Source organism: Sphingobium sp. YR768 (assembly GCF_900111125.1).
Classification (GTDB): domain Bacteria; phylum Pseudomonadota; class Alphaproteobacteria; order Sphingomonadales; family Sphingomonadaceae; genus Sphingobium.
Map to the genome: position 1 here is coordinate 92383 of NZ_FOGE01000014.1, position 15543 is coordinate 107925.

The following is a 15543-nucleotide window of genomic DNA, read 5'->3' on the forward strand; positions in this document are numbered from 1 at the left end:
GATATGGTCCGCCCCGACTATTCCGGCATGACCGTCAATGAACGGCTCTTTGTGGCAGGCCTGCTGCATGATTTTGAAGATGCCATTCAGCGTCACGACAAAGTGCGAGCAATGGAGATACTGGCAAGCGTCAACCTCGATTGGCCGGACACCGTTGTCGCCCAATGCCTCAACGACCGGCATGGCAAACAGCATTCCGCCATCAATCGATCTTTCTGACCACTCTTGCTGATGGCGGCCATGCTGGTCGGCCTGTGGCTCTACCATATGAACAACGGCCCCGACTTACCCTGTCTCGATGGACATTGCCCGGATGCCGACACACCCGAATATCTCGCCGGTGTCGCGATCAGGCATGAACAGGCACCAATAGTTGCCTTCGTGGGCGGCGCATCCGTCTTTTTCATCGGCGTCATGATCCGCGCGCTACTGACCTGGATCAGGCGGCGGCGCGCATAAGCCACCCTCACATCCCCCGCACCCGCGCCTCCCCCACCTTCCCCAGCATCAGCTCGCTCATAGCCCACACCAGCGCGTCCGCCCGGTCCGGCGATCGCCCCGGCCCGACATAGCCGCCCCCCGCCAGCAATCCGCACATCTGGTCCTCCAGCTCCGGAAAGGCCCCGCGATGCGCCACCCGCCCGGCCTCGTACAAAGCCGCCACCGGCTCCGCCCGCGCCGCTTTTCCCCGGCTCGCATGGACCAGTCGCACCGGCATCTTCTCTTCCGCCGCGCGCAGCACGCTTTCCACCATCTGCCCGCCATTATTCGCCTCGGCCACGACCCGGTCCGCGCCATGCACCATCGCCGCCGCCGCGACCGCGCGCGCCCAGCCTTCGGGCCGCATCCCCGCCACGCTCGCGTCCGCGATCACATAGCCGCGCCCGTCCCCGCCGATCCCGGCCACCACGATCCCGCACGCATCCCCGCCTGCGCTCGCCGGCGGATCGACCGCCACCACCACACGGGCCAGCACGCCCGGCACATGGCGCACCCGGCACCGCTCGATCAGGTCGCGCGTCCACAGCGCGCCCTCCACCTCCTCGATCAGTTCGCCGTCCAGTTCCTGCCGCCCCAGCCGCGTCCCGCCATAGCTAGCCGCCATCGCCGCCACGAAGCCCGGCGCCAGATTGGCCTCATTGTCCGCCGTCCGCCCCCGCGTCACGACGACATCATCGCCGTCCCGCGCGACCAGCCCCCGCACCAGCGGCACCGGCCGCGGCGTCGTCGTCGCCAGCACGCGCGGCGCCTTCCCCAGTCGCAATCCCATCATCAGATTATGCCAGGCCGCCTCCCCGCCTGCCCATTTGGCGATCTCGTCGGCCCAGCCATGGCTGAACTGCGGCCCGCGCAAACTCTCCGGCTCGGCCGCGCCGAACAGCATCGCCGTCGCGCCATTGGGCCAGCGCAGCCGCCGCAGCGCCGGGGCATAGTCCGGCCGCGCCCACCATGGCGCGATATTCAGCAGCCCGCTCTCCCCCTCCACCATCACGCTGCGCGCCTCGCCCAGCGTCGCGCCCACCAGCGCGATCCGCGCCGCCGGATCGGCCTCGGCAATGGCCCGCACCCATTCCGCCCCGGCCCGCGTCTTGCCGAAACCGCGCCCCGCCAGCATCAGCCAGATGCGCCACTCGCCCGTCGGCGTCCTCTGCCCCGGCCGCGCGACAAAGCGCCACTCCCGCTCCAGCCGCTCCGCCGCCGCCGGCGTCAGCCCCGCGCGCAACCGCGCCCACAAAGCCGCATCCTCCCCGCCCAGCCATTCCCGATCCGAAACGTCCATCGCCCTCCCCCGAAACGGCACAAAAAAAGGCCGCCCGAAAGCGGCCTTTCCTCCACAATCTCAGCGCCCTCTGCGCCTCTGCGCGAACCAATTACTTTCGGGGAGCCATGCCCCCAAAAGTCACCAGACTTTCCGCTCCATCCTTGCCCACGGCCGCCACGCCGATGAAATGATCATCGACCACGATATCCTTCAGCACCGTCTCCGTCCCGCCGGTCACGACCCGGCTGTCGCTCCAGTCCTGCGCATCGGCCCGCCGCCAGTAAACCTTATAAGCCGCCGCCCCCGGCACCGCGTCCCAGAAGACCCGCGTATCCATCGACAGCGCGCCATCCAGCGACACGCTCGCAGGCGCCGCCGGCGCATCCGCCAGCGCCCGCAGCGTCGCGACATTCAGCGCCGTCACCTTCGCCAGATAGGGAAAGTCCATCCCCTCGACCGTATCGCCATAGACCCGGCCATTTTCGGTCCGCAGGTCCTGATGCTGCCGGTCATAATTTTCGATCCCCACCGAAAAGCGCACCGCCGGAAAGCCCAAGTCCAGGAAGGGCGAATGATCGCCCCCGCGCCCGAACCGGTCGAACCGCCGCACCGCAAACACGTCCAGCCCGATCGCCGGATCGGCCTTGGCGATCCCGTCAATCTTCTTGGCCAGCGCGCGCGAAGGGCCATCATCCTCCCCGCCGATCGCCCGGCGGGTCAAATTCGCCTTCCCGTCCTCCGAAAAGCGGATGCCTTCGGAAAAGACGCGCACCCGGTCGGCCACCCGCTGTCCATTCTGGCCCAGCGTGTTGCCGACAATGTCATTGTTCAGCATCGCCCGCACCTGCCAGCCGCGCGCCCTGGCCGTGGCCGCCAGCAGTTTCCCGCCCCACAGCCCCTGCTCCTCGCCCGACAGCAGCGCATAGACGATCGTCCCGTCGAATTTCTCGCCCGCCAGCACCCGCGCCGCCTCGATCACCAGCGCCGTGCCCGACGCATTGTCATTCGCGCCCGGCGCATCGCTGCTGATGTTCATCACGTCGGTCACGCGGCTGTCGATATGCCCGGCGACGATCACCACCTGAGACGGATCACCCGTCCCCTTCTGGATCGCCAGCACATCCACCACCTCGACCCCGTCCGGCGCACGCGGCCCGGTAAAGCGATCCGCGATCGTCTCCACGCTCAGACAGCCGCCGCACGCCTTGCCGATCTTCTGGAACTCCCCCGCGCCCCATGTCCGCGCCGCGCCGATCCCCCGCTTGGGATCGGTCGCCGAAGACAGCGTATGCCGCGTGCCGAAACGCACCAATTTCTCCACCTTCGCCTTCATCCGCACCGGATCGGGCGCCTTGGTCTGGGCAAAAACAGGTTGCGCAAGGGCGGTGGCCGACAGCGCGGCGATCAGGATCATCTTGGTCATGGGGCCAAACTCATATCGCCTGTCTCACGCCTGTAAAGCACCGCGCGCCACGCCCCGACGCATAGAGCCCCCCTCCCCAAACGCCCCTCAGTGTCTGTTTGGAAATGCGCCCCTGGCGCATCCGCACCGGCCCACACCCCCACCCGACCGCCCAGCTATGGTACCCTGTTGGGCGGTCGGGTGGGGGTGTGGGCCGGTGCGGGGTCGAAAATGCGCTCTTTCGCGCATTTTCCAAACAACCAGTCCCCGTCCTGCCCCGGAACAGTCGCGCCAAATAAAGCCCAAGACCAATCAACACTTTATCGCTTGACGACTTGCCCGCACACAAGCACCAGTGGCGCGTCGGCTCCGGGGGGAGTCGTATCTATTGGGGGGTCCCATCATGAAGTCCGTGTCCAGCGCCGTTCTCGGCGCGATTGCCTTTGCCTGCGCGCCGTCCGTCATGGCGCAAGTCACCACCGCGCCCGCAACGCCGGTCGCCACCATCGTCGCCACGCCCGCCAACGGCAACATCCTGCGCGCCGGCACCCAGATTCCGCTCAAAATGGCCGAGCCGCTCACCACCGAAGGCAAGAAGCTGCTCGTGGGCCAGCGCGTCCAGCTCGAAGTCGCCGAAGCCGTCAGCCTCAATGGCCAGATCGTGATCCCGGCCGGCAGCCCCGTCACCGGCGAAGTCACCGACGTCCGCAACAAGGGCATGTGGGGCAAGTCCGGCCACATCACCGGCCGCGTCCTCTATGTCCGCGCCAACGGCAATCAGATCCGCCTGACCGGCGCCTTCGATGACAAGGGCGTCACCGGCACCGCCGGCGTGGTCGCCGCGATCGCCTTCGTGCCGGTCGCCGGCTTCTTCACCACCGGCACCAGCGCCCGCATCCCGCTCGGCACGCCCGTCTCCGCCTTCCTGGACGAAGATGTCAGCGTCGCCTTCGCCGCTGCCGCACCCGCGCCAGCCGCCGTCCCGGTCGCCGCGACGCCCGTCGCAGCCCCCGTCACCCCGGCAGCAACGACACCCGCCGCCGCGACCCCGACCGCAACCAAGACATCGCTGGTCGACCCCTCGCTGGAAATCAACGCCGGCCGCTAACGGACACCGGGACGCCGGCCGAACAACCGGCGTCCCGACCGCCAGAGGCGCAGCGGACGACAGCATCACCCGCCAAACGGGTTTGCAATCGCAGGGAACCTCGACCACCAACCGTCACCCCAGCGCAAGCTGGGGTCTCAGGCGATGGCGGGAAAGGCTTGAACAGCCAGGTCGCCGAAGTGCCGCCGCAGGCAGCATATATTGTTCAAGCGGAGCCGCGAAGACGCGTAGAAAATGCGCAACCCCTCCGCGTCTTCGCGCCTCCGCGTGAACCAAATTAAAGAAAGATTGCGCGCAGAGACGCAGAGAGCGCAGAGGAGATGACCGCGCCCGCTCCGCATTCTCTGCGCCTCTGCGCGAATATAATAAATGGGCAAGTGAGCGGAGCGCGACCTTGCCTGAAAGCTGCCCACCCTATCCCGCCACCCCAGCGAAAGCTGGGGTCTCGGGCGATGGCGGAACAGGCTTGAACAGGCACCACGCTCAACCGTTTCGCGCCTTCGCCTGAGATGCCGTTGAGAGTCACGTGCCTCTCAACGGCCTTCGCTGGCATGACGATTAAAAATGCCGCTCGCGACCCAAAGCGGCGCTGTATAAGCCCCTCCCCTTCAGGTCGAAGGGCACACATGCCCCTCTTCGAGGGTTGGGGTGAGAACCATCCACCCGACGCAGCATGTGCGGCAATCCCCACTCAAAACGACCGGCCCTCAAAAGGCCGTCGCGCTGTCCGGCGAAACATCGCCGCATCAACCGACGCGCCCCCAAGATGCTCGACGAATTTCGCCTCCAGCCATCGAAGATGTTGCGTTTCCCTCAGTTCGCCCCCTGAACCTCCGTCAGCCCGAACGGCCAGTCTGGCGAAATCCTCGGCCGTGACCGTGCCCGATGTCGCAATGAGATCATCGACCCTCACAGGCTTGCCATCCACGATACCGCCGCACCAGCCGCCCCGAACGCAAATATCCCACATCAGCATGTCGCATGGCGATGGGAAAACGATGTCAATGTCATAGCTGTCGGCGTTGCACCAAAGCTCGATCTTCCGCTCCGATACGACAGAATAGCTACGATCCTCCGCATTCTCCGACAGGACATAGCGCAGGCCCACTCGGGCAAGATGAGGAACCTCATGCCGGTCGCCCCACGGCTCGACGACAAGTATCAGGGTCGTCTCATCCCCATTTTCAAACTCGATTATCGCCATTCCATTCTCGTGCGCGCGATTTCTGTTCTGCGCAAGGCATGCCCGTAATCAAACCCTCCCCACCATTCACCGCAAAAACCGCAATTCGGTCGCAATAGCGCGCACCCCGCAACACTTTATTAACCCCCTTCCTCAAAACTCCCTCTCTTGGGCGCGCCCGGCGCAGACCGCCGCCCAGGGAGAGTGAGGCCATGATGCAGGGGTCCGACTTCGTTTATTATTCCACCCGGTGCCGCAAACAGCGGTTGATGGCCGACGCCTCGACCCACAGCCGCGCGCGCGCCGCCCATCGCAAGCTCGCCGCCGCCTATGCGGACCGCGCCGCCCTCGCCATGCTCAACAGCGATTAGAGCCTGTTTGGAAAATGCGCGGAAGAGCGCATTTTCCAAACAGGCTCTTATAGCCTCGCGCCAAAAAGTGGGCACCGGTTTTTGGCATAAAGCGATGCGAAAACAAAAAGCCGGAGCGCGCTGTTCGCTTCAGATCTGGCGCAGCGCACCCCGCGCCCATCGGGCTCACTTCTCAACCCGTTCGCCCTGAGCGAAGTCGAAGGGCATCACTGAGCCGCAGGCGAAGTCGCTTCGCGCCGCTCGGCGCTGGGCACGGACCCGGCCGGATAGCAGGCAAGCCGCCAGGCTAAACACCCACCGACTCCGCACGCCCCCTCTCCTCGCGCACCCCCTCTATAATCGCATCCACCCGCGCGATCGCATCCGGACTGTCGGGCCGCTCGACCGCTGCCCCTGCCGCCGCCTGCCGCATCGCCAGCATCGTGTCGCGATGATAGGCCAGCAGGCGCAGCGCCACGGCCATGTTGCGGCTGCGCTTCACCTTGCGCGTCTTGACCGCCCCCTCGGCATCCAGCGTGATATCCTCCACCTCGCTGCCGAACAATATTTCCCGCATCAGCAGCATCTCGATCTCCTCATAGCCGATCGTCAGCGCCTCCATCCACGCCTGCGCAAAGGCCGGGACAGCCTTCTTCCGGCGATAGGCGCCCGTCCGGCTCTTGCCGATCGCGCGCGCCGCCTCGCTGGCGTTGCACGTCTCGGCCAGCGTCTCCAGAAACAGCCGCTCGTCCGCCTGGCTCCATCCGTCGCTGCGCGTCTTGCGCATCTGCGCCTGCGTGCCGCCCGCCATCGCCTGCCGCTGCGGCACCATCTCGCTCCGCTTCTTCCTCGCCGCCATGCCCCGATCCCCCGCATGCCGCCCGCACGACGAAAAGGGCCGGCCCCATATAGGACCAGCCCCTTGCACCGCCATGTCGGCGACTCACATTTTCCCAATATCCACATATCTGCCACAACAGCGTGACGCTGTCAAGCAGAATGTACCATATGGGTTATTTACTCAACATAGGCTCCACCATCGGCCATTCCTCCGCCAGCGCGGCGGAGACGCTCGGCCGCGCCCGCACCCGCGCCAGCCAGTCGACCGTGCACGGCCATCGATCCGCGCTCAGCCCGGCCGAAACATAGGCGACATTGATCAGCGGACAGGCCACCGCCAGATCGGCCAGGGTGAAGCGATCCCCCACCAGCCAGCCGCCGCCCTCCGGCCCGGACGCCAGCACGGATTCCAGATAATCATGGATTTTCGGCATCTCCTCGGCCTCGGCCAGGTCCGCCGCCGCCAGATCCGGCTTGCGCTTCAGCCGCCGCGCCACCGCCCGGTTGAAGAAGATCTTCTGCCCGGCCGCCTGCACGATCGTATCGCCAAATTCCTCATACCATATCGTGCGCGCCCGCTCCCTCGGCGCTGCCGGGATCATCTCCTCACCGGGCTTCAGAGCATCCATATAGGTAACAATCGCGGTCGAATCGCACAGCAGGAAATCGCCATCCTCCAGCGCCGGTATCTTGCCGAAGGGCGATCCTTTCAGATAGCCCTCCGCCCCGCGCCCGAAGCCCGCCGCCTGCACCTCGACAGCGATGCCCTTCTCGGCGGCAAAGACGATCACCTTGCGCACAAATGGCGACGGCCGCGCCCCATGGATGATCATGCCCGTTCCTCCTCTCCTGTGGTCGGATGGCCGCACCATGGCAGGCCAGTAGTGGATTGCAACCTGCAATCACCGCCCTCAGGTCACTCCGCCCCGCTCCTCCTGCGCGCCTCTCGCGCCTGCGCCTCCCGCTCCAGTTCGGCCCGCTCCGTCTCCTGCTCGGCCAGCAGCGGCACGCCGGCTACCGCGCGCAGCGCGTCGGGCACCAGCGCCCGGTCATAGGGTTCCTGCGTCGCCACGCCGTCGCGCACCCGATATTGCGTGCCGTAAATCTGCGACCGGCCGATTGCCTTCAAATAGCGGTCCAGCGTCGCCGCCGCGATCCATGCCGCATCGGCCCGCCCCTTCGCCACCGCGCTCGTCGCCAGCACATGCGCCTTCAGATAATCGTCCGGTTCCCCGCCATGCTGATAGATATAGGCCGCATGATAGAAATCCGTGCCGCTGCGCAGCGCCCCTGCCGCGATCAGCCCCCCCGTCCGCGCCCGCCGCTGCCCATCCTCCGCCTCGATCCGGTCCCAGTCGCCATCAAAGCCATTTTTGCGCGCAGCCTGATCGGCGTCGAACAATGAAGTCATCTCGGCATTGACCGGGCAATCGCTCCCGCAATCCTCCGGCGCCTCAGCGGCCAACGCGCCCTGCGACAGGATCAGGCATAACAGGACAGTGGCAAGCCGACGCATATTCGCACCTCCGATCATGAAGACCATCGGTCATGCCGCTATCACCGGACGCGGGCAATCCCTCCGCCCGTCATCCCAGAAACGGCCCCACCACGCCCATCACCCGCGCGACCGTCTCCGCCTTCTCGCCCACCGGCGCGACATAGTCGATCACGGTCCGCGCCTCCTCTTCCCCCGCGCCGCGCCCAATCGCCCAGGCCGCCAGATAGTGCGCCGCCATGCACCCGCCCGCCGTGGCCACATTGCCGCGCGCATGGAAAGGCGCATCGATCACCCGCGCCCCCGCCCCAACGACCCAGGGCTTCGTCGTCAGATCGGTGCACACCGGCACATCCCCCAGCAGCCCCAGCGTCGCCAGCAGCAGCGCGCCCGAACATTGCGCCCCGATAATCTGCCGCGCCGGGTCCAGCCGCAACCGCGCCATCAGTTTCGCATCCGAAACGACTTCGCGCGTCCGCACCCCGCTGCCGATCAGAACGACATCGGCTTCACCCGCAAATTCAATGCCTTGCTGCACCGCAACCTGCACGCCATTCATCGACGTCAGCGTCTCTCCCGGCCCGCAAATCCCGGCCTGCCAGCCCGGCGCCCGGTTGAGCAGCGCCAACGCCACGAAACTGTCCAGTTCGTTGAACCCATCGAACGTCAAAATCGCCGCCCGCATCGCCCTGTCTCCTTTCCGAAGACGCGATGCCTAGCCCAAGCAGCCCGACGCCGCCCGGTCCGCTCCGGCCGAATTGGCTTTCCCACATTGTCCAGCCACCCATAACTGCCATTGAGCGGCAACAATCCCAAGCCAGACTGGACCACCGATCTCACAGTCTGTTTGGGAATGCGCCTTTGGCGCATCCGCACCGGCCCTCACCCCCACCCGACCGCCCAACAGGGTACCATATGTGGGCGGTCGGGTGGGGTTCAAACGAGTCACGTGCCTCGTTTGAAGGCCGGTGCGGCTACAAAAATGCGCTCTTTCGCGCATTTTTCAAACGGTCTCTCAGCATCAGTGCGCAATTTGCCCGCCGTCAGTACGGCTTGTTCTGCAATCGCCCGATGCTAACGCTCCAGCTTCGTCGCCAGCAGCACCAGGGTCGTCGTCCGCTCCATGCCGTCAAACTGCCCGATATCGTCGATGATATCGTTCAGTTCGGCCCCATCATCGGCCTCCAGCACGGCAATGATGTCATATTCGCCGCTGATGGCATGGACCGCCTGAACATGATCGATCCGCATCAGCGCCTGCTCTATGTCGCGGCGATGGCGCGGCAGGGTCTTGATCATCATGTGCGCCCGCACCCGACTGGCGGAGAAGACGGAGCCGAGGCGGATCGTATAGCCCGCCACGATGCCGTCTTCCTCCAGACGGGCAATGCGCGAATAGAGATGCCCCCGCGATACGCCGAGCTCCTTGGCCAACTGGGCGATGGGCTGGCGCGAATCCTGCCGCAACAGGCTCAGCAGCCGTTCGTCCAGCTCATCGAGGCGCAGACCGCCATGGGGCATCATCGCCCCATGGCGTCCATCGCGCCATGCCGATTACCGTCACCCGCCATATAGTCAGCATATCGGGCCGGCAGGGTCATGGCAAAGGCCGATCGCCATCCTTGCTCAGCCGCATCTGCCCATCCTGCACCTCATATAGCCGCTCGAAGGTAGGGCGATCCACGCTGCCCTGCGGCAGATGCACGACCGATCCCGCGCCGATGCCCGTGACGGAAATGGCGGAGGCATTGAGCGGCCCCTGCGTTGGCAGATTGCGCAGCGCGGCACCGTCGACCAGCCATGCCCCCCCTTGCGGATCGGTGGCGTAGATGCGCGCCGCCCCGTCCGGTTCGACCGCCAGAGACGCACTTTCATCGACGCCCAGCCCCAGCATGGCAGGCTGATCCATGGGGCGCCCCACTTGCGCCTTGGCCACGAAGGCGAACAATCGGCCCAACCGATCCCGCTCCTTGAAATGCGTGTCGGTCACGATCCCCTTGAGCAGTGTCAGGTGCAGGAAATCCCCTTCGATCGTATTGGCAGGGCCGAAGGGCGCGGCCAGCGCTTCTGCGCTGGTGATGCTGCCATCGTCCATCGCGCCGTAAAGCTTCTCGCCCAGCATGGCGAGGCCTGCACTGGTCCCTGCCAGCGGCTTGCCCGCGGCGACATGCGCATCCAGCGCTTCGGCAACCGGGGTGCCGCGCCAGAAGCGGACATAGCGGGCCTGATCTCCCCCGGCGATGAAAATGCCGTCGGCATGTTTCAGGCTGGCGAGAATCTTCGGATCGGTCGCCGCGCTGCGATCGGCAAAGACGAATGTCTCGGCGGACTGGATGCCACCCAGCTTGTGATAGAATTCCTCGCCGATCTGCCCCTTCTGCGACGCCCGCAATATGACGATATGGCCATGCCCCGCCTTCGCGAAGAACCATTTCATAGCATCGGCATTGCGATCGCCACCGCCCAGCAACAGCAGGCCGCCGGACACCGGATCGGGCGTTGGCGTCGTCAGCTTGCCCAGTTGATAATGGCGATAGGATGCCTCCTTCGCCTGCGCCCCGCTTATGGACAGGACCATGGCGGCCAATGCGATGGCAGCCCCCAGCGCGCGTCGCATAGCAATCTCCCTTCCGATCAGATGCGCATTTTCATGTCACATATTGTCCACAGGGCAAAACAATATGTTCCGCATCTCCATCACAATGATTGAATCATACGCGGGTTTCTGATGTAACAATCGGAAATATGGGGATGCAGAGGCGCGTGGGGCGCCATCCCCGGAATGGGGGCAATATGAACTTCGCGGAACGCCGTATCTTTCGGGCGATGCTGGGCCTGGGATGTTGCCTGCCGGCGCTGATCGGCAGCGCGACGGCACAGACTGGCGGGCAGCAGGAGGGCGAGCCGGAAATCATCGTCACCGGATCGCGCATTCCCCGCGCGGCGCAGGAAGGGCCAGCCCCGGTGACGACCATCACCGCCGACACGATCCGCGCCAACGGCTATACCAGCGTTCCCGACATCCTGCGCGCAGTCACCCAGAATGGCGGCGAAACGCAGAGCCAGCAATCGTTCAGCGGCGCCAGCTTCACCCCCGGCGCGCAGCAGGTCGACCTGCGCGGGCTTGGCCCCAACCATACGCTGGTGCTGGTCAACGGTCGCCGCATCGCGGACTTCCCCCTGCCCTTTCAGGGACGCAGCAACTTCACCGATATTTCGAATATCCCCCTGGGCCTGATCGATCAGGTCGAAGTGCTCAGCGGCAGCGCATCGGCCATTTACGGGTCGGATGCGATTGCCGGCGTCATCAATTTCAAGCTGAAGGACAAGGTCGACGGCACGACGATCGACTATCGTGCCGGGCGGACGGAACATGGCGGCGGCGCATCCCACCGCATCACCGCGACCACCGGCTGGTCGAACGATCGCTTCCATATCGTCGCGGGCGGCGAATATATGCTGCAAAAGCCGATCTGGGGGTATCAACGCAAGATTCAGGACAGTCGGGCCGACAATCCCACGACGATAACCCCGCTCGCTGGCCGCACATTCCTGCGCTATGATCCCGATGCAGATGAATATGTCGATCCGGGCGCGGCGACCTGTGGGGCGCTATCCTACCTAAATGGCGGATCGACTTATTATGCGTCACGTCCGCGCTTTGGCGCCTATGACGACACTCTCGAAGATTATGGCCCCGGCTATTTCTGCGGTAGCAATACGTCGGTCGGCTATGGCACCATCATCTCGCGGCGTGAGGGCTTCAACAGCTTTGCCTCAGCCGGTTACGAGCTTTCCGATTCCGCAAATCTGTTCGTAGATGCGCAATTCGGCATCAGCAAAGTCACGCTGATGCGGAATATTCTCAAATGGAGTTACCAGGATTCCTCTGGCAGCAGCGATGCTAGCTTCTACAACAGTTTCGATGGCAGGCTGGACGACTGGAACCGAGAGTTCACGCCGGAAGAGTCGGGCGGCTTTGCCAATGTCATGACCCGCAACCGGCAACAGACGTTCAGCATCACGCCGGGCGTGAAGGGCCAGTTTGGCGGCACATGGAATTACGAACTTTCCTTCAACCACAGCGAATATAAGGCGAAGGTCAAATTCCCGCAGGTAATCGCGGCCAAGGCCAACGCCCTGTTCCTGGGCGAACAGCAGGGCGTGGATGAAGATAGCGGCTATCCGATCTTCAATGCCGATCCCGCGCGCCTCTACACGCCGCTGACCCAGTCGGAATATGACAGCATCACCGCCTACAGCGTCTATAATCCCAAAAGCTGGACCGATAATCTGTCCGCCACGATCAGCAGCACCGAATTGTTTCAGCTACCCGCTGGCCCGGTCGGCTTCGCGGCGGTCGCGGAACTGGGCAAGCAGGGCTATGACCTCAATCCCGATCCGCTGGCGCTGACCGACTATTATTACGGCCTCAAGGACAGCGACGGACAGGGCAGCCGCAAACATTGGGCGCTGGGCGGCGAGTTGCGCGTGCCCGTCACCAGCTTCCTGCAACTGTTGGGCGCGGCCCGCTATGACCGGTTCCGTTTTGGCGGCGGCAGCGTGGGCAAGTTCACCTATAATGGCGGGATCGAATTGCGGCCGACCAGCACGCTGCTGCTGCGCGCCGCCTATGGCACCAGCTTCCGCGCGCCAGACCTGCATTATGTCTTCACCGGTCCGGGCAACACCCATCCGTCCGAAACCGACTATTATCTCTGCCGCACGGAAGAGCCGGACGAGGATATCGGCGATTGCAGCTATGCCGACGAGGGCATCGTCGCCCAGCGCAACGGCAACCGGAAGCTGAAGCCGGAAACCGCCCGTTCGATCAATGCCGGCATCGTCTGGTCGCCCTCACGCCATTTCGACGTGTCGGTCGATTATTTCCGCGTCTCCCTGTCCAATCAGGTGCAGGATCTCAGCATCGACACGCTGCTGCGTGACGAAGCCGACTGCCGCATCGGCACGACGATGGGCGGCGCTGCGGTCGATATCAATTCGCCGACCTGTCAGGATGCCCTTGCCCGCGTCCATCGCTTCGTCGGTGGCGTCAATGACGGGGAACTGGATTCGGTGTCGGTCAATCCGATCAACATCGCGCATGAAAAGACCAGCGGCATCGATATCGCCTTGCATGGCAGCCTGCCGACCAGCTTTGGCGAATTCGGCCTGTCCTTCGCCCACACCCATGTCTTCGATCATACATTCCGCCAATATCCGGGCGATGCGTCGATCAACAAGCTGGCGGCGACCAGCGGCTATTATATCCCGCGCGACAAGACGACGGCGAGCGTCAGCTGGTCGCTGGAGGGACTGAAATGGACGGTGGAAGGCAAGCGCCTGGGCAAGCTGCCCAATTATGACGAGGATGCCTATATCAGGGCCAGCTACCTGTTCAACACGACGCTGCAATATGACTTCACCGATCATCTGCGCGGATCGCTGACCGTGACGAACCTGTTCGATCAAAAGCCGGTCAAGGACCCGAGCTACGCCGCCTATCCCTATTATGACATCAGCTGGTTCGACAGCGTGGGCCGCAGCATGTTCCTGCAACTGACCTACAAGCTGGGCGGCGGCGCCCTGTAAGACTGTACTGGCGCGCCGCCCCAATCTGGGCGACGCGCCTGCCGCTCTGGCAACAATCCATCGTCGCGCCTATATGGGCGCGATGTATGATTTTTCGCCCGATACCGCCGTCGACAAGACCAGCCTCTATGCCGACCTCTTGTCCGCCGCCGATGCGCTGACCGCCGGGGAGCCGGACCCGGTCGCCAATATGAGCAACCTGTCCGCGCTTCTCTGGCAGTTTCTGCCCGACCTCAACTGGGCCGGTTTCTATCGCATGGTGGATGGCGAACTGGTACTCGGCCCGTTTCAGGGCAAGCCTGCCTGCATCCGCATCCCGGTCGGCCGGGGCGTATGCGGCACGGCGGCCGCCACCGGCGAAACCCAGTTGGTGGAGGATGTCCACGCCTTTCCGGGGCATATCGCCTGCGACGCCGCCAGCGCTTCGGAAATCGTCGTGCCGGTTCTCCATGACGGCAAGCTGATCGGCGTGCTGGATCTGGACAGCCCCGTGCCCGCCCGGTTCGACTCGCAGGATGCGCAGGGTCTGGAAGCGCTGGTGTCAAAGATCGCCGCCAGAATAATCTGACGCATTAACCATATCTTGCCTGCGGGAACGCGAAGTCTTTGCTCTTTTCGGCCCGTTTCGGGACAGCAATTTGCTGGCTGGATCATGGATAGGCGCGGATCATCATGCTAAACGAAGCGTTAGCATTTTCGGTCCGCGTACGCCTCCTCGCTGCGCGCGACAACAGGGAGCGTTAACCATGAAGATTTCCAGCCTTCTGCTTGTGGGCGCCAGCGCCGCACTGGCGAGCATCGGGGTGCCCGCCCTTGCCGAAGCGCCCGCAGCTGGCGGCTGGACCGGCGCACGCCCTGCCCCGCAGGCACCCCGCCCCGCCGGCAATTGGAACGGGCATCGCTGGGGGCCACGACAGAATGGCCGCTGGTTCGCCGGTACGCGCGCGCCCGGCGGCTGGGGCGCCTATCGCCGTCCGGTCTATGGTTATGTGCTGCCCCGCTACTGGATCAGCCCGACCTACTATATCGGCAATTACGGCGCCTATGGCCTGCCCGTGCCCGCGCGCGGCTATGGCTGGTCGCGCTATTATGACGATGCGGTCATGACCGAAAGCTATGGCCGGGTCTATGATCATCGCAGCAATGTCGACTGGGGCCGCTATGAAGGCGGCTATGCGCCCGACGGCTATTATGACGACGGCTCCTATGCCGAGCCACGCCGGGACAATGGCGTGGGCGGCGCCGCGATCGGCGCGGTCGTCGGCGGCGTGGCCGGCAACCGGATCGCGGGACGCGGCAACCGCACCGCCGGCACGCTGATCGGCGCAGGCGTTGGCGCTGTTGCCGGCATGGCGATCGACAAGGCGGAAGACGGCCCGCGCCGCCATGCCCCGCCGCCGCCGCGTCGTCCGGGTGCGGGCTATGACGATGGATACGGTTATGCCGATGACGGTGTAACCAGCCAGAATGAATATGACGGCCGCTGGACCGGCACCTGGACCACGGACGATGGCCGGAAGGTCAGCGGCACCTACGAAGGCCGATTCGAAGGCGATGTGCGCGGCGCGGGCGTCGATTATGACGCGCCGCCCTATGGCGGACCGCACTGGCGCGGCGCCGGACCGATGCCGGCGCAGGTCGGCTATGTGTCGGGTGGCTATTATTATCCCGCGCCGATCGTCACCACGGTCACGGTGAAACCGGAAGAGACCACGACGACGACCACCACCACCTATGTCACGGAAACGGTCGCGCCGCGTAAGACCGTGCGGCGCAAGGTCGTGCGAAACTGTCGCTGCAAATAGAAAAAG

16 protein-coding genes are annotated in these 15543 nt (G+C 64.7%); 7 read left to right on the forward strand and 9 right to left on the reverse strand.

What is annotated here, in order from left to right; all coding sequences use genetic code 11:
* Positions 1-3 precede the first annotated feature (3 nt).
* Both BMX92_RS16055 and BMX92_RS16060 read left to right on the forward strand, forming a co-directional pair.
* Positions 4-219 (forward strand): hypothetical protein, encoded by a 216-nt coding sequence (locus BMX92_RS16055; protein ID WP_093018284.1) that lies wholly within the window; start codon positions 4-6, stop codon positions 217-219.
* A gap of 12 nt (positions 220-231) precedes the next feature.
* Complete coding sequence (locus BMX92_RS16060) at positions 232-459, forward strand: hypothetical protein (RefSeq protein WP_093018286.1); 228 nt, start codon at positions 232-234, stop codon at positions 457-459.
* Positions 460-466: 7 nt separating this feature from the next.
* Here BMX92_RS16060 and BMX92_RS16065 read toward each other — a convergent pair whose 3' ends face one another.
* Together BMX92_RS16065 and BMX92_RS16070 are read right to left on the reverse strand one after the other, a co-directional pair.
* Positions 467-1780: a DNA-packaging protein gene (locus tag BMX92_RS16065; RefSeq protein ID WP_093018288.1), complete on the reverse strand. Its 1314-nt coding sequence runs from the start codon at positions 1778-1780 to the stop codon at positions 467-469.
* Between the two features lie 91 nt (positions 1781-1871).
* Positions 1872-3185 (reverse strand): M28 family peptidase, encoded by a 1314-nt coding sequence (locus BMX92_RS16070; protein ID WP_093018290.1) that lies wholly within the window; start codon positions 3183-3185, stop codon positions 1872-1874.
* A gap of 382 nt (positions 3186-3567) precedes the next feature.
* Here BMX92_RS16070 and BMX92_RS16075 point away from each other — a divergent pair, with 382 nt between their 5' ends.
* The gene (locus tag BMX92_RS16075) at positions 3568-4272 is read left to right on the forward strand and encodes a hypothetical protein (RefSeq protein ID WP_177185090.1); all 705 of its coding nucleotides are present in this window, start codon (positions 3568-3570) and stop codon (positions 4270-4272) included.
* A gap of 691 nt (positions 4273-4963) precedes the next feature.
* Here the strand turns inward: BMX92_RS16075 and BMX92_RS16080 are convergent.
* Entirely contained in the window at positions 4964-5476 is a 513-nt protein-coding gene (locus tag BMX92_RS16080; RefSeq protein WP_093018292.1) for a hypothetical protein, read from the reverse strand.
* A 191-nt stretch (positions 5477-5667) separates the two neighbouring features.
* Here BMX92_RS16080 and BMX92_RS27410 point away from each other — a divergent pair, with 191 nt between their 5' ends.
* The gene (locus BMX92_RS27410) at positions 5668-5826 is read left to right on the forward strand and encodes a hypothetical protein (RefSeq protein WP_177185091.1); all 159 of its coding nucleotides are present in this window, start codon (positions 5668-5670) and stop codon (positions 5824-5826) included.
* 286 nt (positions 5827-6112) lie between these two features.
* On the opposite strand, the gene BMX92_RS16085 is transcribed toward BMX92_RS27410, so the two are convergent.
* The 6 genes from BMX92_RS16085 to BMX92_RS16110 form a co-directional block, all read right to left on the reverse strand.
* Positions 6113-6664 (reverse strand): hypothetical protein, encoded by a 552-nt coding sequence (locus BMX92_RS16085; protein ID WP_093018294.1) that lies wholly within the window; start codon positions 6662-6664, stop codon positions 6113-6115.
* 154 nt (positions 6665-6818) lie between these two features.
* Complete coding sequence (locus tag BMX92_RS16090; protein ID WP_093018296.1) at positions 6819-7478, reverse strand: glutathione S-transferase family protein; 660 nt, start codon at positions 7476-7478, stop codon at positions 6819-6821.
* Positions 7479-7561: 83 nt separating this feature from the next.
* Positions 7562-8161, reverse strand: a complete 600-nt coding sequence (locus BMX92_RS16095; protein ID WP_177185092.1) for a hypothetical protein — start codon at positions 8159-8161, stop codon at positions 7562-7564.
* 70 nt (positions 8162-8231) lie between these two features.
* Positions 8232-8825, reverse strand: coding sequence for a DJ-1/PfpI family protein (locus BMX92_RS16100; protein WP_093018298.1), 594 nt, complete (start codon positions 8823-8825; stop codon positions 8232-8234).
* A 389-nt stretch (positions 8826-9214) separates the two neighbouring features.
* On the reverse strand, positions 9215-9664 hold the full coding sequence (locus BMX92_RS16105) for an Lrp/AsnC family transcriptional regulator (protein ID WP_093018300.1): 450 nt from the start codon (positions 9662-9664) through the stop codon (positions 9215-9217).
* A gap of 73 nt (positions 9665-9737) precedes the next feature.
* The gene (locus tag BMX92_RS16110; protein WP_093018302.1) at positions 9738-10757 is read right to left on the reverse strand and encodes a cyanophycinase; all 1020 of its coding nucleotides are present in this window, start codon (positions 10755-10757) and stop codon (positions 9738-9740) included.
* Between the two features lie 176 nt (positions 10758-10933).
* On the opposite strand from BMX92_RS16110, the gene BMX92_RS16115 reads away from it, so the two are divergent.
* From BMX92_RS16115 to BMX92_RS16125, 3 genes are all read left to right on the forward strand, one after another.
* Positions 10934-13732: a TonB-dependent receptor plug domain-containing protein gene (locus BMX92_RS16115; RefSeq protein ID WP_093018304.1), complete on the forward strand. Its 2799-nt coding sequence runs from the start codon at positions 10934-10936 to the stop codon at positions 13730-13732.
* Positions 13733-13814: 82 nt separating this feature from the next.
* Positions 13815-14300 carry a GAF domain-containing protein gene (locus tag BMX92_RS16120; RefSeq protein ID WP_093018306.1) on the forward strand — a complete coding sequence of 162 codons (486 nt, stop codon included), beginning with the start codon at positions 13815-13817 and terminating at the stop codon, positions 14298-14300.
* A 178-nt stretch (positions 14301-14478) separates the two neighbouring features.
* A complete protein-coding gene (locus BMX92_RS16125) occupies positions 14479-15537 on the forward strand; it encodes an RcnB family protein (protein ID WP_093018308.1) in 1059 nt (352 codons plus the stop codon).
* The last annotated feature ends 6 nt before the right edge of the window (positions 15538-15543 follow it).